Consider the following 18,910-nt stretch of genomic DNA (forward strand, 5'->3'; position numbering starts at 1 on the left):
TTACAAAGTAAAATAGCAAGCTAGTTCATCACTAGTTTGCTATTGGTTCGCATATTTCCCATGCCATACTATTTGTCGATAGTTCTCTTTATCTGTGTCACCCTCTGTATTAATAAACAGCACCCTCGCATGTTCATTTAGGTGTAAGGCATTTTTTAATTCCTTATATTGTTCATTTGTCATTATTTCATAAAAGCAACCAAATGGCGCCGCTCCTGATTCACCAGCTATAATGCGAGTGTCTGTGTCTAATGGATTGCCAAGAACGCGCATACCTGTAGCTGCTATTTCTTCCTCGCAGGAGATACTTATTTTTGTGGAGGCTTTTAAGATTTGCCAAGCCTGTGGATTCGGTTCACCGCAAGCAAGCCCTGCCATAATCGTTTGCATCTCCCCGCCAACAGAGACAAATTGATCCGTATTTTTTTTAAAGCTTTCATAATAGCAATTAGCGACATGAGGCTCAACCAATACAAAAGTAACTTCCTGCTCATAGTATTGCTGTAAAAACGCAACTACTGCTCCTGCAAAGGATCCTACACCCGCTTGCAAAAATACATGTGTCGGGGCTAGCTGTATCTGTTCAACAATCTCCTGCACAATGGTTGTGTAACCTTGCATAATCCATAATGGAATTTCTTCATAGCCATCCCACATTGTATCCTGAACCAGAACCCAGCCATTTTTTTGTGCAAGCTGTGAGGTATAACGAACAGTATCGTCATAATTCATTGTCGTAATTTCAGCAAAAGCCCCTTCACTTTTAATATGCTGTAAACGCTCAGCCGCGCTGCCAGCTGGCATATATATTCGCGCTTGAAAACCCAGTTCTCTAGCTGCCCATGCAACACCACGACCATGATTACCATCTGTCGTTGAAATAAATGTTAAATCGCCTACTTCTGCTTTTACTTCCGGAGATTTTAACTGTTCAAACGATAGCTCCTTTATATTCCTCCCAAGCTTATTGGCAATATATTGCGCAATTGCATAAATACCGCCTAATACTTTAAAGGCATTTAAACCAAATCGATAAGATTCATCTTTAACCATGATTTTTTCTACACCCATATATGAAGCAAGTGCCTCAAGATGATGGAGAGGTGTCTGCTCAAATCGCTCATATGTACGCTGAAATTGACCAACCTTCTTTACTTGTTCCAGTGTAAAATATGATAGTAATGGTGAGCCTTGGTTTGTGTTGTCTAGCTGATTGTGCACCCACTTTAATTTTTCCTTCATACCTATCTCCCCCTTTACCAATAGCTTAGTCGATCTAGCTTTAAAATACAAAATTTATTACCAAAATTAAACAGGGGTAGTCAGAGCAAGCAAATATATCAGTTATACATTGGTTTTGGACCTACAAACACCGAGAATTCCAATCTAAACCTCCAGAAAAACAATAAACCCTTACAGGATCTAATTTCTGTAAAGGTTTATTATTATCTAGCTATTTTTAAGTAAATTAAAAAGTGCAGTAGATGTAAATTCATCTACTGCACTTAGTATGACCCGTACGGGATTCGAACCCGTGTTACCGCCGTGAAAGGGCGGTGTCTTAACCACTTGACCAACGGGCCCATGGCGGAGAAGGAGGGATTTGAACCCTCGCGCCGGTTACCCGACCTACACCCTTAGCAGGGGCGCCTCTTCAGCCTCTTGAGTACTTCCCCAAAATAAAAATGGCTCCGAAGGCAGGACTCGAACCTGCGACAACCTGATTAACAGTCAGGTGCTACTACCAACTGAGCTACTTCGGAATAATGGTGGGCCTAAATGGACTCGAACCATCGACCTCACGCTTATCAGGCGTGCGCTCTAACCAGCTGAGCTATAGGCCCTTGGAGCGGGTGATGGGAATCGAACCCACGACATCAGCTTGGAAGGCTGAGGTTTTACCATTAAACTACACCCGCATAAATGGTGGGTCAGGACGGAATCGAACCGCCGACACTTAGAGCTTCAATCTAATGCTCTACCAACTGAGCTACTGACCCATTTCGTCCATGCTAAGCTTGCTCACTCTTTTGCTTCTCATGACTTTTATTTTAAAAATGGCGGTCCCGACCGGGATCGAACCGGCGATCTCCTGCGTGACAGGCAGGCATGTTAACCGCTACACCACGGGACCTTTTGGTTGCGGGGGCCGGATTTGAACCAACGACCTTCGGGTTATGAGCCCGACGAGCTACCACTGCTCCACCCCGCGATAATTTTATGCTGTTTCGAGTTTTTAAAGCACCATTTATAAAAATTTAAAACTGGAGGAGGTAGAGGGATTCGAACCCCCGCGCGGTGTTACCCGCCTGTCGGTTTTCAAGACCGATCCCTTCAGCCAGACTTGGGTATACCTCCGTTACAATATATAAATGGTGGACCTTGCAGGACTCGAACCTGCGACCGGACGGTTATGAGCCGTCTGCTCTAACCAACTGAGCTAAAGGTCCTTAAGATGGCGGCAGAGGGGATCGAACCCCCGACCTTACGGGTATGAACCGTACGCTCTAGCCAGCTGAGCTACGCCGCCAGGATCTTTATACTGGTTAATTTACTTATGGTGGAGCCTAGCGGGATCGAACCGCTGACCTCCTGCGTGCAAGGCAGGCGCTCTCCCAGCTGAGCTAAGGCCCCATAAATTTTTAGGAAATGGTCGGGAAGACAGGATTCGAACCTGCGACCCCTTGGTCCCAAACCAAGTGCTCTACCAAGCTGAGCTACTTCCCGTTGTTCTTTTGGCGCGCCCGACAGGAGTCGAACCCATAACCTTCTGATCCGTAGTCAGACGCTCTATCCAATTGAGCTACGGGCGCATTTAAAATGGTGCCGAGGACCGGAATCGAACCGGTACGGTAGTCACCTACCGCAGGATTTTAAGTCCTGTGCGTCTGCCAGTTCCGCCACCCCGGCACATTTGGAGCGGAAGACGAGGTTCGAACTCGCGACCCCCACCTTGGCAAGGTGGTGTTCTACCACTGAACTACTTCCGCATGTGCATAAGTTTTTTTATCTGGCAATGAAAATAATGGTGCGGGTGAAGGGAGTCGAACCCCCACGCCTTGCGGCGCTAGATCCTAAGTCTAGTGCGTCTGCCAATTCCGCCACACCCGCTTATTATTATTTCAAAAATGGTGAGCCATGAAGGACTCGAACCTTCGACCCTCTGATTAAAAGTCAGATGCTCTACCAACTGAGCTAATGGCTCGAAAAAATGGTGCCGGCTATAGGAATCGAACCCACGACCTACTGATTACAAGTCAGTTGCTCTACCTGCTGAGCTAAACCGGCATATGGTGGAGGATGACGGGCTCGAACCGCCGACCCTCTGCTTGTAAGGCAGATGCTCTCCCAGCTGAGCTAATCCTCCTGGGTACTATGCCTAGCGACGTCCTACTCTCACAGGGGGAAGCCCCCAACTACCATCGGCGCTAAAGAGCTTAACTTCCGTGTTCGGTATGGGAACGGGTGTGACCTCTTTGCCATCATCACTAGACTTTGTTATGTATCTCGTTTTGAAGTTGTTTACCTGTCCTTCAAGACAAGAATTATTGTATAACGTTTTCTAACATTATGCAATACTTTTTTATAAAAAAAAAGAAATTATTACGTTTTGAAGATATTTTTGTTAAGTAAGAGAAATTATTGCCCTGCAAAATATTATAGCAATTGTTGTTTCAAAAGAAAACAATTATTTTATTTTGTATATTTTCTTAACTTATAATCTATTTGAAAACAAGTGAAGAACATAGAAAATCCTCCACTCGTCTTTTCATTAAATATTTGAAAGCTCTATTTTTAATTTTGTAATATCATCAAGTGTGGTGGAAGGACCAAAAGATATTCTAAAAAATTGGCGTGCCGCTTCTAAAGAGAAACCCATTGATAAAATGGCCTTTGTTCCAGATTCACTATGAATATCACATGCACTACCCGTAGAAATACAAATTCCTGCTTCATTTAACTTTAAAAGAACATATTGCCCCTCTACTTTCTCCATCATTACCCCACAAATATTAGGTAGTTGCTGTTTACACTCAACAAGTTGACATGTTTCAGATAAATCATTTTTGAAAAAATTTCTTAAAGTCTCGTAATGTTGCAATTCATATTGATAGTTTTCAATTGCCGCCGCAAAGGCCACAATTGCAGGAGTATCTAATGTTCCCCCTCTTAGCCCTCTCTCATGGGTTACACCTGGTGTTAATGAAGGTACACGAATTGCGGGATTCAGATAAACAGCACCACACCCCTTTGGTCCACCTATTTTATGAGCTGAGATGGTAATCGCATCTGCTCCTTTTGGTATAGGTAGTTTGCCAAATGATTGCACACAATCAACATGACAGAAAATATTTGACTTTCTTGCCATCTCTACAATTTTCTTCACAGGCTGGATAGAACCAATTTCAGAATTGACATGTTGAATGGTAATCAAAGCTGTATCTTCACGAATTGTTTGTTGCAATTGGACCAGATCAACGCAACCATCCTTCTGCAATGGTAATTTCGTTACAACAAAGCCCTTTTTCTCAAGTGTATTCAAAGCTGCATGCACAGACGTATGTTCGGCTTGAGATGAAATAATGTGTTTTCCTTTTTTAGAGGCTAGCGCTAATGACAAGATGGCTATGAGATTTCCTTCAGTTCCGCTCCCTGTAAAAATTACACCATCACTATTTACGCCTAGAGCATGGGCTACAACATTTCTTGACTGCTGGACAAAATAAAGGGCTTGTCCCCCTAGATCATGCAGACTTGCACTGTTTCCATAATAACGTTGTGCAACCTCTACATATGCCTCAAGAGAATTCCTTGTCATAGGTGACGTTGCAGCATAATCCATATAAATCATTGTCTTCTTCCTCTCTAGTTCATCAGGTCTTGTTTTCTTTTTTATTTTATGTAAAGATAGGTGTCAAGACAACTGTAAAGAAGGTATAACTATGGATGTAAAGACAGACGTCCTTATCATTGGTAGTGGTATTGCTGCACTTCAGGCTGCTTTACTGCTTGAAAAACATTTTCAAATACAAATTGTTACAAAATCATCTATATATATGAGTAGCTCTTATCGTGCACAAGGTGGCATTGCTGCTGTTACAAGTGAGGAAGATCATATTCAACACCACATTGCTGATACATTAAAAGCTGGAGAGTATCATCATGAGAAAAGACATGTTGAAACACTTATAAAAAACGGCACTGCAATTATGCAGAAATATCTAAAGAATGGGCTCCCAGTTGATCGGCAGGTTGACGGAAAACCTGCTCTAGGACTTGAGGGAGCACATAGTCACCATCGTATTCTACATGCAGGTGGTGATCGTACAGGTCAGGTTTTCATAGATTACTTGCTTCATCAACTTTCACCAAAAACGAAGATAAATTGCTATGAAATGGCTTATGAGCTTTTACGTAATACAGATGGTGACTGTGTGGGAGTACTCACTAAAGGAGAAAAAGGTACAAAACGCTATTGGGCACATCATGTGATTTTAGCGACAGGCGGTGCAGGTGCCCTCTATTCAAGTACATCTAACTTTCCAACCAATACAGGCGATGGGATCGCATTAGCATTTCGAGCAGGTGCTGCCATCAGTGATATGGAATTTATGCAATTTCACCCAAGTCTGCTTTGGTGCAAAAATGAAGCAAAGGGATTAGTTTCTGAAGCTGTCCGGGGAGCTGGCGGTATCTTTGTCGATGCACAACGTCAGCCGATTATGACGGGCTTGCATGCCCAACTTGACTTAGCTCCAAGACATATTACGGCACTAGCACTATTTACAAAACGGGCTGCAGGTGAAGAAACGTTCATTGATATTGCAAACATACAAGACTTTGAAGCAAAATTTCCAACAATTGCTCAGCTTTGTCATGACAATCAAGTTCATTTACAAGATCGCCTAATCCCCGTGGCTCCAGGAAGTCATTTCTTAATGGGTGGTGTTATTGCTGATGACAAAGGAAGAACTACTATACCAAACTTATATGCAGTTGGTGAGGTTGCCTGTACAGGTGTACATGGTGCGAATCGTTTAGCAAGTAACTCACTATTGGAAGGTATTACATTTGGTCAAAAAATGGCGCAATTCATTATTCAAAAAGGGTGTCATCAAAAAAACTTTTTACTTGAAAACCAACAATGTACCGATATGATGCCACCTTTATTTAGCAAACCGCAATTACAGCAGCACATGATGCAGTTCTTAGGTATTGTCAGGAATATTGATGATTTGCAGCGTTTTGCTCAGCAATTACCTTCCATGCAATCTCTTCTTCACGTTAATTTAGAAGGGCTAGACCAAGCTAAGTTGGAATTATTTATGATGCACGTAGTCGCAACATTAATGGCACATGCAGCCATTACACGAACGGAAACACGTGGTGCCCACATTCGTACGGATAAATCCGAAATGGATGCACAATGGGCAAGTCGATGGATTATTTTTTCGCAAGGACAAATGAAAGTGAGGAACTCATTGTATGAATATCATCAAACTCGAGGAAATGCTCAAGCAATTTTTTAATGAGGATTTAGGAGATGGGGATTTATCGAGTGAATTTATCTTTTCAGCCGAACAGCAGGGGTCTTTTTCCTTTTATGCTAAAGAAAACGGGATTTTTTGTGGAGCTCTCATTATTGAGCATGGCTTTTTCCTACTCGATCGATCAATCGAAGTCACTCTTCATAAAAAAGATGGAGAGATGGTTCAGTCAGGTGATGTGCTTGCTGTGATTAAAGGGCCCTTACAAAAGTTATTAATAGGTGAGCGTGTCATTTTAAATCTTATTCAGCGTATGTCTGCTATTGCAACGGCGACCCATCTTGCCGTTCAAGAAACCGTAGGTACGCATGCAAAAATATGCGATACCCGTAAAACAATACCTGGACTGCGTATGCTGGATAAATATGCTGTTCGAATCGGTGGTGCTTTTAATCATCGTAATGGTCTGTATGATGCAATCATGCTAAAGGATAATCATATTGCCTTTGCTGGTAGCATAACAAATGCAGTTCAATCCGCTAGAGCGAAGGTTGGTCATACTGTAAAAATCGAAGTTGAAATTGAAACAAAAGAACAGCTAGAAGAAGCTATCAACGCTGGAGCAGATATTATTATGTTTGATAACCGTAGTCCAGAAGAGATACGTGCATGGCTTCCTACTGTCCCTCCTTCTATTGCAACTGAAGCATCTGGGGGCATCACACTTGAAAATTTAAAGGCATATGCCCAATCGGGTATTCAGTGGATTTCACTTGGCTCCTTAACACATTCAGTTAAAGCTTTTGACATTAGTGCACTCGTTCAAATGAAAGGAGATCATTCCCTTGTCCATCACTAGTTTATTACAACAAACGACACTACTTCCTGAGCATTATCGGGCACTATCCGTAAAGGAAATGGAATCTCGTATTTTATCAATAAAGAAAAAATTAGGTCCTAAATTATTTATTCCTGGGCACCATTATCAAAAAGATGAGGTCATTCAATTTGCTGATGCAACTGGAGATTCTTTACAGTTAGCTCAATTATCCGCAGCAAATAAGGAAGCTGAACACATCGTATTTTGCGGCGTGCATTTTATGGCAGAGACTGCTGATATGCTGACAACGAAACAACAATATGTCTATTTGCCAGATATGCGTGCTGGTTGTTCAATGGCTGATATGGCAGACATTTATCAAACTGAACAAGCTTGGCCGATTCTTCAAGAACTCTTTGGTGATACGATTATCCCTCTAACCTATGTCAATTCAACTGCAGCTATTAAAGCCTTTACTGGAAGACATGGTGGTGCTTGTGTCACTTCATCGAATGCTAAGGAGCTTGTTCAATGGGCATTTACACAAAAACAGCGTATCTTCTTTTTACCTGACCAACATTTAGGAAGAAATACTGCCTATGACTTAGGTATTCCTCTTGAAAATATGGCTGTTTGGAATCCTCATAAGAACATGCTCGAAACAACAGAGCCCCTTGAAAATATTCAGGTTATTCTTTGGAAGGGTCACTGCTCTGTGCACGAAGGTTTCACAGTTCAACATACAGAGATTATTCGCAAAGCACACCCAACTATGAGAATTATTGTTCACCCTGAGTGCAGTCGTGAAGTTGTAGCAGCAGCTGATGATGCAGGCTCCACAAAATACATTATTGACACAATCAATCGCGCTCCGAGCGGATCTTCATGGGCCATTGGAACAGAAATGAACTTAGTCAATCGCATTATTAAGCAGCATCCAGATAAACATATTGTCTCTTTAAATGAAAACTTTTGTCCTTGCTTAACAATGAATCGTATTGACCTGCCGCATTTGTTATGGAGCCTCGAAAGTATTGAGCAGGGGCAACCTCATAACCGTATACAAGTAGATGAACATACTACTGCTGAAGCACTTAGCTCACTTGAAAGAATGCTAGCTAGAGGATAAATAGATAGGCTTTATCAACAGAAAGGTTGTATAAATAACCTTTCTGTTTTTTATGGTGATATAACATCTGCTTTAAATAATTTAAATGTCTGCCATTTTTGCCCACAATGCTAAAATTGACATGACTTAAGGCGCTATGATACTGTCGATTTGGAGGTGATACTAAATGGCTTTTCAATCGAAAAATATCTTTATCAATTTACCAGTGAAAGATCTAAACAAATCTATCAACTTTTTTAAGGAATTAGGTTTTGAGTTCAATCAACAATTCAGTGATGAAACAACGGCCTCAATGATTATTAGTGAAAATATCTTTGTATTAATAATGGTGGAAGAACGATTTAAAGGGTTTAGTAAGAAAGAAGTTACAGATACTACTACTTCTGCAGAAGCAATCTTATGCCTTTCTGTCGAAAATCGAGAACAAGTAGATCAATTAGTGAATAAGGCACTTGCCTCTGGTGGTAAACCTTATAGTGAACCACAAGATCACGGATTTATGTATGGTTGGGGTTTTCAAGATGTAGACGGGCATATCTGGGAAGTAGTTTATATGGACGAAAATGCATTGAATCAAGCGTAAAATTTATATCTATGAATATAAAAAAACAGTAGATGCAACTGCATCTACTGTTTTTAGTATGACCCGTACGGGATTCGAACCCGTGTTACCGCCGTGAAAGGGCGGTGTCTTAACCACTTGACCAACGGGCCCATGGCGGAGAAGGAGGGATTTGAACCCTCGCGCCGGTTACCCGACCTACACCCTTAGCAGGGGCGCCTCTTCAGCCTCTTGAGTACTTCCCCAAAATAAAAATGGCTCCGAAGGCAGGACTCGAACCTGCGACAACCTGATTAACAGTCAGGTGCTACTACCAACTGAGCTACTTCGGAATAATGGTGGGCCTAAATGGACTCGAACCATCGACCTCACGCTTATCAGGCGTGCGCTCTAACCAGCTGAGCTATAGGCCCTTGGAGCGGGTGATGGGAATCGAACCCACGACATCAGCTTGGAAGGCTGAGGTTTTACCATTAAACTACACCCGCATAAATGGTGGGTCAGGACGGAATCGAACCGCCGACACTTAGAGCTTCAATCTAATGCTCTACCAACTGAGCTACTGACCCATTTCGTCCATGCTAAGCTTGCTCACTCTTTTGCTTCTCATGACTTTTATTTTAAAAATGGCGGTCCCGACCGGGATCGAACCGGCGATCTCCTGCGTGACAGGCAGGCATGTTAACCGCTACACCACGGGACCTTTTGGTTGCGGGGGCCGGATTTGAACCAACGACCTTCGGGTTATGAGCCCGACGAGCTACCACTGCTCCACCCCGCGATAATTTTATGCTGTTTCGAGTTTTTAAAGCACCATTTATAAAAATTTAAAACTGGAGGAGGTAGAGGGATTCGAACCCCCGCGCGGTGTTACCCGCCTGTCGGTTTTCAAGACCGATCCCTTCAGCCAGACTTGGGTATACCTCCGTTACAATATATAAATGGTGGACCTTGCAGGACTCGAACCTGCGACCGGACGGTTATGAGCCGTCTGCTCTAACCAACTGAGCTAAAGGTCCTTAAGATGGCGGCAGAGGGGATCGAACCCCCGACCTTACGGGTATGAACCGTACGCTCTAGCCAGCTGAGCTACGCCGCCAGGATCTTTATACTGGTTAATTTACTTATGGTGGAGCCTAGCGGGATCGAACCGCTGACCTCCTGCGTGCAAGGCAGGCGCTCTCCCAGCTGAGCTAAGGCCCCATAAATTTTTAGGAAATGGTCGGGAAGACAGGATTCGAACCTGCGACCCCTTGGTCCCAAACCAAGTGCTCTACCAAGCTGAGCTACTTCCCGTTGTTCTTTTGGCGCGCCCGACAGGAGTCGAACCCATAACCTTCTGATCCGTAGTCAGACGCTCTATCCAATTGAGCTACGGGCGCATTTAAGATGGTGCCGAGGACCGGAATCGAACCGGTACGGTAGTCACCTACCGCAGGATTTTAAGTCCTGTGCGTCTGCCAGTTCCGCCACCCCGGCACATTTGGAGCGGAAGACGAGGTTCGAACTCGCGACCCCCACCTTGGCAAGGTGGTGTTCTACCACTGAACTACTTCCGCATGTGCATAAGTTTTTTTATCTGGCAATGAAAATAATGGTGCGGGTGAAGGGAGTCGAACCCCCACGCCTTGCGGCGCTAGATCCTAAGTCTAGTGCGTCTGCCAATTCCGCCACACCCGCTTATTATTATTTCAAAAATGGTGAGCCATGAAGGACTCGAACCTTCGACCCTCTGATTAAAAGTCAGATGCTCTACCAACTGAGCTAATGGCTCGAAAAAATGGTGCCGGCTATAGGAATCGAACCCACGACCTACTGATTACAAGTCAGTTGCTCTACCTGCTGAGCTAAACCGGCATATGGTGGAGGATGACGGGCTCGAACCGCCGACCCTCTGCTTGTAAGGCAGATGCTCTCCCAGCTGAGCTAATCCTCCTGGGTACTATGCCTAGCGACGTCCTACTCTCACAGGGGGAAGCCCCCAACTACCATCGGCGCTAAAGAGCTTAACTTCCGTGTTCGGTATGGGAACGGGTGTGACCTCTTTGCCATCATCACTAGACTTGCACATGGATGTGCTGGCTTCTGCGTTGCAACACGGATGTTGCGTTCTTAGCAGAAGTTCCTTTTAAAAGCTTCAAAATACATAGTATCTTAAAAACTTGTTGAAAGTGTTGTTCTTTCAAAACTGGATAAACGATACATTGAATGGTTCAAACGTTTTGGTTAAGTCCTCGATCGATTAGTATTCGTCAGCTCCATGTGTCACCACACTTCCACCTCGAACCTATCTACCTCATCGTCTTTGAGGGATCTTACTTACTTGCGTAATGGGAAATCTCATCTTGAGGGGGGCTTCATGCTTAGATGCTTTCAGCACTTATCCCGTCCACACATAGCTACCCAGCGATGCCTTTGGCAAGACAACTGGTACACCAGCGGTGTGTCCATCCCGGTCCTCTCGTACTAAGGACAGCTCCTCTCAAATTTCCTACGCCCACGACGGATAGGGACCGAACTGTCTCACGACGTTCTGAACCCAGCTCGCGTACCGCTTTAATGGGCGAACAGCCCAACCCTTGGGACCGACTACAGCCCCAGGATGCGATGAGCCGACATCGAGGTGCCAAACCTCCCCGTCGATGTGGACTCTTGGGGGAGATAAGCCTGTTATCCCCGGGGTAGCTTTTATCCGTTGAGCGATGGCCCTTCCATGCGGAACCACCGGATCACTAAGCCCGTCTTTCGACCCTGCTCGACTTGTAGGTCTCGCAGTCAAGCTCCCTTGTGCCTTTACACTCTACGAATGATTTCCAACCATTCTGAGGGAACCTTTGGGCGCCTCCGTTACCTTTTAGGAGGCGACCGCCCCAGTCAAACTGTCCGCCTGACACTGTCTCCTGCCCCGCTAAGGGGCATGGGTTAGAATTTCAATACAACCAGGGTAGTATCCCACCGACGCCTCCTTCGAAGCTGGCGCTCCGAGATCTCTGGCTCCTACCTATCCTGTACAAGTTGTACCAAAATTCAATATCAGGCTACAGTAAAGCTCCACGGGGTCTTTCCGTCCTGTCGCGGGTAACCTGCATCTTCACAGGTACTATAATTTCACCGAGTCTCTCGTTGAGACAGTGCCCAGATCGTTACGCCTTTCGTGCGGGTCGGAACTTACCCGACAAGGAATTTCGCTACCTTAGGACCGTTATAGTTACGGCCGCCGTTTACTGGGGCTTCAATTCGCAGCTTCGCTTGCGCTAACCACTCCTCTTAACCTTCCAGCACCGGGCAGGCGTCAGCCCCTATACGTCACCTTACGGTTTTGCAGAGACCTGTGTTTTTGCTAAACAGTCGCCTGGGCCTATTCACTGCGGCTCTCATGCGCTTGCACGCTCAAGAGCACCCCTTCTCCCGAAGTTACGGGGTCATTTTGCCGAGTTCCTTAACGAGAGTTCTCTCGCACACCTTAGGATTCTCTCCTCGACTACCTGTGTCGGTTTGCGGTACGGGCACCTCTCACCTCGATAGAGGCTTTTCTTGGCAGTGTGAAATCAGGAACTTCGTCCATACGGACTCGCCATCACAGCTCAACGTTACAGTGTGCGGATTTGCCTACACACACGCCTTACTGCTTGGACGCGCATATCCAACAGCGCGCTTACCCTATCCTACTGCGTCCCCCCATTTCTCAAACGGTGAGGAGGTGGTACAGGAATATCAACCTGTTGTCCATCGCCTACGCCTATCGGCCTCGGCTTAGGTCCCGACTAACCCTGAGCGGACGAGCCTTCCTCAGGAAACCTTAGTCATACGGTGGACGGGATTCTCACCCGTCTTTCGCTACTCATACCGGCATTCTCACTTCTAAGCGCTCCACCAGTCCTTCCGGTCTGACTTCAACGCACTTAGAACGCTCTCCTACCACTGACATCGTAGATGTCAATCCACAGCTTCGGTGAATCGTTTAGCCCCGATACATTTTCGGCGCAGCGTCACTCGACCAGTGAGCTATTACGCACTCTTTAAATGATGGCTGCTTCTAAGCCAACATCCTGGTTGTCTGTGCAACGCCACATCCTTTTCCACTTAACGATTACTTTGGGACCTTAGCTGGTGGTCTGGGCTGTTTCCCTTTTGACTACGGATCTTATCACTCGCAGTCTGACTCCCGTGTATAAATATCTGGCATTCGGAGTTTGTCTGAATTCGGTAAACCGGGATGGCCCCCTAGTCCAAACAGTGCTCTACCTCCAGTATTCTCATCACGAGGCTAGCCCTAAAGCTATTTCGGAGAGAACCAGCTATCTCCAAGTTCGATTGGAATTTCTCCGCTACCCACACCTCATCCCCGCACTTTTCAACGTGCGTGGGTTCGGGCCTCCAGTAAGTGTTACCTCACCTTCACCCTGGACATGGGTAGATCACCTGGTTTCGGGTCTACGACCACGTACTATTTCGCCCTATTCAGACTCGCTTTCGCTGCGGCTCCGCCTTCTAAAGCTTAACCTCGCACGTAATCGTAACTCGCCGGTTCATTCTACAAAAGGCACGCTATCACCCATTAACGGGCTCTAACTACTTGTAGGCACACGGTTTCAGGATCTCTTTCACTCCCCTTCCGGGGTGCTTTTCACCTTTCCCTCACGGTACTGGTTCACTATCGGTCACTAGGTAGTATTTAGCCTTGGGAGATGGTCCTCCCGGATTCCGACGGAATTTCACGTGTTCCGCCGTACTCAGGATCCACTCAGGAGAGAACGAACTTTCGACTACAGGGCTTTTACCTGCTCTGGCGGACCTTTCCAAGTCGCTTCATCTAACTCGCTCTTTTGTAACTCCGTATTGAGTGTCCTACAACCCCAAGAGGCAAGCCTCTTGGTTTGGGCTCTTCCCGTTTCGCTCGCCGCTACTCAGGGAATCGATTTTTCTTTCTCTTCCTCCAGGTACTTAGATGTTTCAGTTCCCTGGGTCTGCCTTCAAGACGCTATGTATTCACGTCAAGATACTACGCGATTAAACGTAGTGGGTTCCCCCATTCGGAAATCTCCGGATCAAAGCTCACTTACAGCTCCCCGAAGCATATCGGTGTTAGTGCCGTCCTTCTTCGGCTCCTAGTGCCAAGGCATTCGCCGTGCGCCCTTAATAACTTAACCAAGTTATTAAGCCTATAAAAAACTTAAAAAAATAAATGTGTTTGTTACAATTTCAATGTCGTTTTATCCAGTTTTCAAAGAACAAGTTTTGAAGTGTTTCATTCAAAAGAATGAACCTTCAAAACTGAACGCAAAACGTAATCTTACAAACCCAAGGTTTGTATTCCGAAATAATCCTTAGAAAGGAGGTGATCCAGCCGCACCTTCCGATACGGCTACCTTGTTACGACTTCACCCCAATCATCTATCCCACCTTCGGCGGCTGGCTCCAAAAGGTTACCTCACCGACTTCGGGTGTTACAAACTCTCGTGGTGTGACGGGCGGTGTGTACAAGGCCCGGGAACGTATTCACCGCGGCATGCTGATCCGCGATTACTAGCGATTCCGGCTTCATGTAGGCGAGTTGCAGCCTACAATCCGAACTGAGAACGACTTTATCGGATTAGCTCCCTCTCGCGAGTTGGCAACCGTTTGTATCGTCCATTGTAGCACGTGTGTAGCCCAGGTCATAAGGGGCATGATGATTTGACGTCATCCCCACCTTCCTCCGGTTTGTCACCGGCAGTCACCTTAGAGTGCCCAACTAAATGATGGCAACTAAGATCAAGGGTTGCGCTCGTTGCGGGACTTAACCCAACATCTCACGACACGAGCTGACGACAACCATGCACCACCTGTCACCGTTGCCCCCGAAGGGGAAACTATATCTCTACAGTGGTCAACGGGATGTCAAGACCTGGTAAGGTTCTTCGCGTTGCTTCGAATTAAACCACATGCTCCACCGCTTGTGCGGGCCCCCGTCAATTCCTTTGAGTTTCAGTCTTGCGACCGTACTCCCCAGGCGGAGTGCTTAATGCGTTAGCTGCAGCACTAAGGGGCGGAAACCCCCTAACACTTAGCACTCATCGTTTACGGCGTGGACTACCAGGGTATCTAATCCTGTTTGCTCCCCACGCTTTCGCGCCTCAGTGTCAGTTACAGACCAGATAGTCGCCTTCGCCACTGGTGTTCCTCCAAATCTCTACGCATTTCACCGCTACACTTGGAATTCCACTATCCTCTTCTGCACTCAAGTCTCCCAGTTTCCAATGACCCTCCACGGTTGAGCCGTGGGCTTTCACATCAGACTTAAGAAACCACCTGCGCGCGCTTTACGCCCAATAATTCCGGACAACGCTTGCCACCTACGTATTACCGCGGCTGCTGGCACGTAGTTAGCCGTGGCTTTCTAATAAGGTACCGTCAAGGTACAGCCAGTTACTACTGTACTTGTTCTTCCCTTACAACAGAGTTTTACGAACCGAAATCCTTCTTCACTCACGCGGCGTTGCTCCATCAGGCTTTCGCCCATTGTGGAAGATTCCCTACTGCTGCCTCCCGTAGGAGTCTGGGCCGTGTCTCAGTCCCAGTGTGGCCGATCACCCTCTCAGGTCGGCTACGCATCGTCGCCTTGGTGAGCCGTTACCTCACCAACTAGCTAATGCGCCGCGGGCCCATCCTATAGCGACAGCCGAAACCGTCTTTCAGTGTTTCACCATGAGGTGAAACAAATTATTCGGTATTAGCCCCGGTTTCCCGGAGTTATCCCAAACTATAGGGTAGGTTGCCCACGTGTTACTCACCCGTCCGCCGCTAACGTCGAAGGAGCAAGCTCCTTCTCTGTTCGCTCGACTTGCATGTATTAGGCACGCCGCCAGCGTTCGTCCTGAGCCAGGATCAAACTCTCCATAAAAGAAATTTGATTAGCTCAAATTGTTTTGCTGGCATCAATTTTGATGTCCAAAATTTTTGTTTCGTTCACTCGCCGAAGCTAGCTACTTAAAACTTTATTGATTACGTTTTGCTTGTTCAGTTTTCAAGGTTCATTTTTTCAAGTCGTTTTCAGCGACTTTATTATCATATCTCATTCACAACAAGAAGTCAACAACTTTTTTAAAACTTTCTTTTCAAGCGTTCCTTCTTGTTAAGGACAAGTAATAATATATAATATAGCATTTTAAAAATCAAGCATTTTTCGTAAAAAAATTAAAAATCTTTTTAATATCTATTACAAACAATAGAATTCCTGCTAATACAATCAATCCACCGATGATTTGTGTCATGATTAAATACTCTTTAAATATCAACAAGGCTAAAAGAGCGGCTCCTACAGGCTCGAATAATATAGCAATTGAAACAACATTCGTACTAACATATTTAATAGACCAATTAAACAAAGTATGACCAAGTAAGTTTGGTATTAATGCTAATAAAATAAACCATAACCAATCCATCGAAGAGTATGGACCAAAAGATTCCCCTTTAACCAATACATATATAAATAAAGTAATGGTACTCACAACATATACAACCATTGTATAGGTCACTAAAGATAATCTCTTTCGTACATCCTGTCCTAATAGAAAATATGCTGTCGCTAGGGCACAAGCAATGAGTGCTAGTATATCTCCATAAAAGGCTGTTCCACTTACTTTAAAATCACCCCAACTAATTAAAACACTTCCTATTATGGCAATTGATCCTGCAACGATTGTTTTCATCGTTATTTTCTCTTTAAAGAAAAAGTATGTTCCCACAAATGCAAACAAGGGTTGTAGTGTTACTAAAACTGTAGAACTTGCTACTGAAGTATAGTTGAGTGATTCAAACCATAATATAAAATGAAATGCTAAAAAAATCCCCGCAACTGAAGAAAATAGCCAATCACGTCTATTTAAAGTAGTTAACTCCTTTGTATATCCTCTCAAAAACAATGGTGCCATTATTAAAACAGAAAATAACATGCGATAAAATGCGATAATGCCCGCTTCCGCCGATGCTAGTTTCACAAAAATAGCTGACATAGATACTGAAATTACACCAATAACTATCGGGATGTATGGATGAATTTTAGGCTGCTCCATAAAACCCCACCTCCCTGAAAAAATACTTATATGTCCTCACTTCATGTTGTACAATACAAAAAAGTGATGCACATATAATAATGACAGTTTGCATATCTCTTAGCAATACGAAATATCAATGGAGGGTTGTGTATGGAAACACTATTGGAAAATATGATTACATATGAAGTTGGCATAAAATTAGTTATTGCAGCCACATTAAGTTTAGTAATCGGTATCGAAAGGGAATTAAAGAAAAAACCAGTGGGATTAAAAACAAGTTTAGTTATTGCTACTTTCAGTTGCTTATTAACGATCATCTCCATTGAGACAGCCTACTCAACCCCTGCTAGAGAAGATATCAATATTACGATGGACCCTCTTCGTTTAGCTGCACAAATTGTTAGCGGAATTGGCTTTCTTGGTGCAGGAGTCATTCTAAGACGCGGTAATGACAGTATTACGGGTTTAACAACTGCTGCCATGATTTGGGGAGCCGCTGGTATCGGTATTGCAGTTGGTGCGGGATTTTACATGGATGCAACATTAGCTGTTGTGATCATTGTTTTTGGTATTGAAGTACTCTCGCCTTTCCTTATGAAAATCGGGCCAAAGCGAATTCGTATGCGAGAAATTTTATTAAAAGTTCAAATTGATGATGACAATCATACAGAATCATTTCTATTATTTTTAAAGGACAACAACATTATCATCGAAAACATACGCATCAAAGATGTACCTTTAAAAAATGATAGTGTTTTACATGAATTAGATTTACGTCTATCCTTAATTGTCTCTGATAATTTGTTGTCATTTTATCGTTCATTACGAGCACTATCTTATATAGAAAAAATCGAAATGGAAATTTTAAACTAGTTGGAGGATTTTTTATGGCAGAACTATTAAAACTACTAAAAGACGGCAATAAACCCTCTCTAATGGCTGCATGTGTAAATGCCTTTTTAGGGATTATTAAAGGGATCGCCTTTTTCTTTACAGGTAATGTTGCCATGTTTGCAGAAATGATGCACTCTCTAGGGGATGCAGCTAACCAATTATTTGTGTATATAGGCTCAGCTCTTTCTAAAAAGGCACCTACAAAACAATTTCCCAGTGGCTTTGGCCGTATTGTCAACTTAGTATGCCTCTTTGCTGTTATTATTGTAGCTATACTTTCTTATGAAACAATAAAAGAAGGTTGGCATCATTTTATTCATCCTGCTGGTGAGTCTAGTGGGATACTGATTGCCCTAGGAGTACTATTCATAGGGATTGTTTTAGAAGGAACCGTGCTAGCTAAAGCGGCTGCAGAGGTACTACATGAAGCAGGTCAAGAAAAGGCAGGTATCACAGCGATTCCAAAAGCATTCTCTTATTTAAATCGAGCAAAACCGGCAACAAAATTAGTTTTTATGGAAGATTTAGTTGCTACTGCGGGTAACTTCTTAGCCTTTGCAGCTATTTTAATTGCTTATTTTACAGGTTGGGGTCGAATAGAAGGACTAGTTTCGATGATAATCGGAGCCATGATGTTTTATGTAGTTGGTAAAGTGTTCCTCGATAATGCACGTGGCGTCATTGGTGAGACAGATGAGGAAATGTTAAACCATATCGCTCACCTTGTAATGGATGATCCGAACATTAAAGATATTGTGCGCCTTGAAGTGGTTAAAGAAGGGGAGTTTTTACATGTAGAACTAGTAGCTGAAGCTGATCCCCTTTTATCGCTAGCTTTTTTAGACGATGTTCGAGATCATTTAACAGAAGTCATCTTAAGCCAAAAAGGGGTATCGAAAGTAGCTATATTATTCGACGAAGATGATGGTAAAACAAGCTGGATACATGTTGGTGAAAAGCCAAATAACTCCATTTAATACT

Annotated in this window: 9 protein-coding genes, 40 tRNA genes and 4 rRNA genes; 6 read left to right on the top strand and 47 right to left on the bottom strand. The window is 44.2% G+C overall.

Annotated features, from left to right (window positions below):
- Positions 1–39: 39 nt before the first annotated feature.
- The 23 genes from MHB65_RS18725 to MHB65_RS18835 form a co-directional block, all read right to left on the bottom strand.
- The gene (locus MHB65_RS18725; protein WP_342441350.1) at positions 40–1,242 is read right to left on the bottom strand and encodes a diaminopropionate ammonia-lyase; all 1,203 of its coding nucleotides are present in this window, start codon (positions 1,240–1,242) and stop codon (positions 40–42) included.
- A gap of 269 nt (positions 1,243–1,511) precedes the next feature.
- Positions 1,512–1,583, bottom strand: a tRNA-Glu gene (locus MHB65_RS18730).
- 2 nt (positions 1,584–1,585) lie between these two features.
- A tRNA-Ser gene (locus MHB65_RS18735) sits at positions 1,586–1,676 on the bottom strand.
- Positions 1,677–1,686: 10 nt separating this feature from the next.
- Positions 1,687–1,763, bottom strand: a tRNA-Asn gene (locus MHB65_RS18740).
- A gap of 4 nt (positions 1,764–1,767) precedes the next feature.
- Positions 1,768–1,844: transfer RNA gene (locus tag MHB65_RS18745), tRNA-Ile, on the bottom strand.
- A gap of 1 nt (position 1,845) precedes the next feature.
- Positions 1,846–1,919 (bottom strand) — tRNA-Gly (locus tag MHB65_RS18750).
- A gap of 5 nt (positions 1,920–1,924) precedes the next feature.
- Positions 1,925–2,000, bottom strand: a tRNA-Phe gene (locus MHB65_RS18755).
- Positions 2,001–2,058: 58 nt separating this feature from the next.
- Positions 2,059–2,134: transfer RNA gene (locus MHB65_RS18760), tRNA-Asp, on the bottom strand.
- A gap of 3 nt (positions 2,135–2,137) precedes the next feature.
- Positions 2,138–2,212: transfer RNA gene (locus tag MHB65_RS18765), tRNA-Met, on the bottom strand.
- A gap of 53 nt (positions 2,213–2,265) precedes the next feature.
- Positions 2,266–2,358: transfer RNA gene (locus tag MHB65_RS18770), tRNA-Ser, on the bottom strand.
- A 15-nt stretch (positions 2,359–2,373) separates the two neighbouring features.
- Positions 2,374–2,450: transfer RNA gene (locus tag MHB65_RS18775), tRNA-Ile, on the bottom strand.
- A 6-nt stretch (positions 2,451–2,456) separates the two neighbouring features.
- Positions 2,457–2,530: transfer RNA gene (locus MHB65_RS18780), tRNA-Met, on the bottom strand.
- Between the two features lie 28 nt (positions 2,531–2,558).
- A tRNA-Ala gene (locus tag MHB65_RS18785) sits at positions 2,559–2,634 on the bottom strand.
- A gap of 16 nt (positions 2,635–2,650) precedes the next feature.
- Positions 2,651–2,727 (bottom strand) — tRNA-Pro (locus MHB65_RS18790).
- A gap of 9 nt (positions 2,728–2,736) precedes the next feature.
- Positions 2,737–2,813: transfer RNA gene (locus tag MHB65_RS18795), tRNA-Arg, on the bottom strand.
- 8 nt (positions 2,814–2,821) lie between these two features.
- Positions 2,822–2,910: transfer RNA gene (locus MHB65_RS18800), tRNA-Leu, on the bottom strand.
- 5 nt (positions 2,911–2,915) lie between these two features.
- Positions 2,916–2,990: transfer RNA gene (locus MHB65_RS18805), tRNA-Gly, on the bottom strand.
- Positions 2,991–3,026: 36 nt separating this feature from the next.
- Positions 3,027–3,111 (bottom strand) — tRNA-Leu (locus MHB65_RS18810).
- A gap of 18 nt (positions 3,112–3,129) precedes the next feature.
- A tRNA-Lys gene (locus tag MHB65_RS18815) sits at positions 3,130–3,205 on the bottom strand.
- Between the two features lie 7 nt (positions 3,206–3,212).
- Positions 3,213–3,288 (bottom strand) — tRNA-Thr (locus tag MHB65_RS18820).
- 3 nt (positions 3,289–3,291) lie between these two features.
- Positions 3,292–3,367: transfer RNA gene (locus tag MHB65_RS18825), tRNA-Val, on the bottom strand.
- 10 nt (positions 3,368–3,377) lie between these two features.
- A 5S ribosomal RNA gene (rrf, locus tag MHB65_RS18830) occupies positions 3,378–3,493 on the bottom strand.
- Positions 3,494–3,772: 279 nt separating this feature from the next.
- Positions 3,773–4,843, bottom strand: a complete 1,071-nt coding sequence (locus MHB65_RS18835) for a cysteine desulfurase family protein (RefSeq protein ID WP_342443770.1) — start codon at positions 4,841–4,843, stop codon at positions 3,773–3,775.
- Between the two features lie 100 nt (positions 4,844–4,943).
- On the opposite strand from MHB65_RS18835, the gene nadB reads away from it, so the two are divergent.
- The 4 genes from nadB (at position 4,944) to MHB65_RS18855 (ending at position 9,020) form a co-directional block, all read left to right on the top strand.
- Positions 4,944–6,530, top strand: coding sequence for an L-aspartate oxidase (gene nadB, locus MHB65_RS18840; RefSeq protein WP_342441351.1), 1,587 nt, complete (start codon positions 4,944–4,946; stop codon positions 6,528–6,530).
- Positions 6,487–7,347 carry a carboxylating nicotinate-nucleotide diphosphorylase gene (gene nadC, locus MHB65_RS18845; protein WP_342441352.1) on the top strand — a complete coding sequence of 287 codons (861 nt, stop codon included), beginning with the start codon at positions 6,487–6,489 and terminating at the stop codon, positions 7,345–7,347. Before nadB ends, nadC begins: the two co-directional genes overlap by 44 nt.
- Positions 7,334–8,437: a quinolinate synthase NadA gene (gene nadA, locus MHB65_RS18850; RefSeq protein ID WP_342441353.1), complete on the top strand. Its 1,104-nt coding sequence runs from the start codon at positions 7,334–7,336 to the stop codon at positions 8,435–8,437. Before nadC ends, nadA begins: the two co-directional genes overlap by 14 nt.
- A gap of 166 nt (positions 8,438–8,603) precedes the next feature.
- Positions 8,604–9,020, top strand: coding sequence for a VOC family protein (locus tag MHB65_RS18855; protein WP_342441354.1), 417 nt, complete (start codon positions 8,604–8,606; stop codon positions 9,018–9,020).
- A gap of 59 nt (positions 9,021–9,079) precedes the next feature.
- Here the strand turns inward: MHB65_RS18855 and MHB65_RS18860 are convergent.
- From MHB65_RS18860 to MHB65_RS18975, 24 genes are all read right to left on the bottom strand, one after another.
- A tRNA-Glu gene (locus tag MHB65_RS18860) sits at positions 9,080–9,151 on the bottom strand.
- Between the two features lie 2 nt (positions 9,152–9,153).
- A tRNA-Ser gene (locus tag MHB65_RS18865) sits at positions 9,154–9,244 on the bottom strand.
- 10 nt (positions 9,245–9,254) lie between these two features.
- A tRNA-Asn gene (locus MHB65_RS18870) sits at positions 9,255–9,331 on the bottom strand.
- Between the two features lie 4 nt (positions 9,332–9,335).
- Positions 9,336–9,412 (bottom strand) — tRNA-Ile (locus MHB65_RS18875).
- A gap of 1 nt (position 9,413) precedes the next feature.
- Positions 9,414–9,487: transfer RNA gene (locus MHB65_RS18880), tRNA-Gly, on the bottom strand.
- Between the two features lie 5 nt (positions 9,488–9,492).
- Positions 9,493–9,568: transfer RNA gene (locus MHB65_RS18885), tRNA-Phe, on the bottom strand.
- Between the two features lie 58 nt (positions 9,569–9,626).
- Positions 9,627–9,702: transfer RNA gene (locus MHB65_RS18890), tRNA-Asp, on the bottom strand.
- Positions 9,703–9,705: 3 nt separating this feature from the next.
- Positions 9,706–9,780 (bottom strand) — tRNA-Met (locus tag MHB65_RS18895).
- A gap of 53 nt (positions 9,781–9,833) precedes the next feature.
- A tRNA-Ser gene (locus MHB65_RS18900) sits at positions 9,834–9,926 on the bottom strand.
- Between the two features lie 15 nt (positions 9,927–9,941).
- Positions 9,942–10,018, bottom strand: a tRNA-Ile gene (locus MHB65_RS18905).
- A 6-nt stretch (positions 10,019–10,024) separates the two neighbouring features.
- Positions 10,025–10,098 (bottom strand) — tRNA-Met (locus MHB65_RS18910).
- A gap of 28 nt (positions 10,099–10,126) precedes the next feature.
- A tRNA-Ala gene (locus MHB65_RS18915) sits at positions 10,127–10,202 on the bottom strand.
- Between the two features lie 16 nt (positions 10,203–10,218).
- Positions 10,219–10,295, bottom strand: a tRNA-Pro gene (locus MHB65_RS18920).
- Between the two features lie 9 nt (positions 10,296–10,304).
- Positions 10,305–10,381 (bottom strand) — tRNA-Arg (locus MHB65_RS18925).
- An 8-nt stretch (positions 10,382–10,389) separates the two neighbouring features.
- Positions 10,390–10,478: transfer RNA gene (locus MHB65_RS18930), tRNA-Leu, on the bottom strand.
- 5 nt (positions 10,479–10,483) lie between these two features.
- Positions 10,484–10,558: transfer RNA gene (locus MHB65_RS18935), tRNA-Gly, on the bottom strand.
- Positions 10,559–10,594: 36 nt separating this feature from the next.
- Positions 10,595–10,679 (bottom strand) — tRNA-Leu (locus MHB65_RS18940).
- A gap of 18 nt (positions 10,680–10,697) precedes the next feature.
- A tRNA-Lys gene (locus MHB65_RS18945) sits at positions 10,698–10,773 on the bottom strand.
- A 7-nt stretch (positions 10,774–10,780) separates the two neighbouring features.
- Positions 10,781–10,856 (bottom strand) — tRNA-Thr (locus MHB65_RS18950).
- A 3-nt stretch (positions 10,857–10,859) separates the two neighbouring features.
- Positions 10,860–10,935 (bottom strand) — tRNA-Val (locus tag MHB65_RS18955).
- 10 nt (positions 10,936–10,945) lie between these two features.
- Positions 10,946–11,061, bottom strand: a 5S ribosomal RNA gene (rrf, locus tag MHB65_RS18960).
- A 160-nt stretch (positions 11,062–11,221) separates the two neighbouring features.
- Positions 11,222–14,149, bottom strand: a 23S ribosomal RNA gene (locus MHB65_RS18965).
- Between the two features lie 181 nt (positions 14,150–14,330).
- Positions 14,331–15,882 (bottom strand): 16S ribosomal RNA (locus MHB65_RS18970).
- Together the 16S, 23S and 5S rRNA genes with 20 tRNA genes alongside form the textbook arrangement of a ribosomal RNA operon.
- A 271-nt stretch (positions 15,883–16,153) precedes the next feature.
- Positions 16,154–17,053, bottom strand: coding sequence for a DMT family transporter (locus tag MHB65_RS18975; protein WP_205445163.1), 900 nt, complete (start codon positions 17,051–17,053; stop codon positions 16,154–16,156).
- 132 nt (positions 17,054–17,185) lie between these two features.
- Between MHB65_RS18975 and MHB65_RS18980 the strand changes: the two genes are divergently transcribed.
- Together MHB65_RS18980 and MHB65_RS18985 are read left to right on the top strand one after the other, a co-directional pair.
- The gene (locus MHB65_RS18980; RefSeq protein ID WP_205445165.1) at positions 17,186–17,908 is read left to right on the top strand and encodes an MgtC/SapB family protein; all 723 of its coding nucleotides are present in this window, start codon (positions 17,186–17,188) and stop codon (positions 17,906–17,908) included.
- 14 nt (positions 17,909–17,922) lie between these two features.
- Complete coding sequence (locus MHB65_RS18985; RefSeq protein WP_342441355.1) at positions 17,923–18,906, top strand: cation diffusion facilitator family transporter; 984 nt, start codon at positions 17,923–17,925, stop codon at positions 18,904–18,906.
- Positions 18,907–18,910: the final 4 nt, after the last annotated feature.

It is taken from the genome of Lysinibacillus sp. FSL K6-0075, assembly GCF_038592945.1.
Classification (GTDB): Bacteria; Bacillota; Bacilli; order Bacillales_A; family Planococcaceae; genus Lysinibacillus; species Lysinibacillus fusiformis_F.

Bases quoted from the DNA above. Each gene is read 5' to 3' on its own strand.
- MHB65_RS18985 (WP_342441355.1), top strand. From the start codon at position 17,923: ATGGCAGAACTATTAAAACTACTAAAAGACGGCAATAAACCCTCTCTA.
- MHB65_RS18980 (WP_205445165.1), top strand. From the start codon at position 17,186: ATGGAAACACTATTGGAAAATATGATTACATATGAAGTTGGCATAAAA.
- MHB65_RS18855 (WP_342441354.1), top strand. From the start codon at position 8,604: ATGGCTTTTCAATCGAAAAATATCTTTATCAATTTACCAGTGAAAGAT.
- MHB65_RS18975 (WP_205445163.1), bottom strand. From the start codon at position 17,053: ATGGAGCAGCCTAAAATTCATCCATACATCCCGATAGTTATTGGTGTA.
- MHB65_RS18725 (WP_342441350.1), bottom strand. From the start codon at position 1,242: ATGAAGGAAAAATTAAAGTGGGTGCACAATCAGCTAGACAACACAAAC.
- nadB (WP_342441351.1), top strand. From the start codon at position 4,944: ATGGATGTAAAGACAGACGTCCTTATCATTGGTAGTGGTATTGCTGCA.
- nadC (WP_342441352.1), top strand. From the start codon at position 6,487: ATGAATATCATCAAACTCGAGGAAATGCTCAAGCAATTTTTTAATGAG.
- MHB65_RS18835 (WP_342443770.1), bottom strand. From the start codon at position 4,843: ATGGATTATGCTGCAACGTCACCTATGACAAGGAATTCTCTTGAGGCA.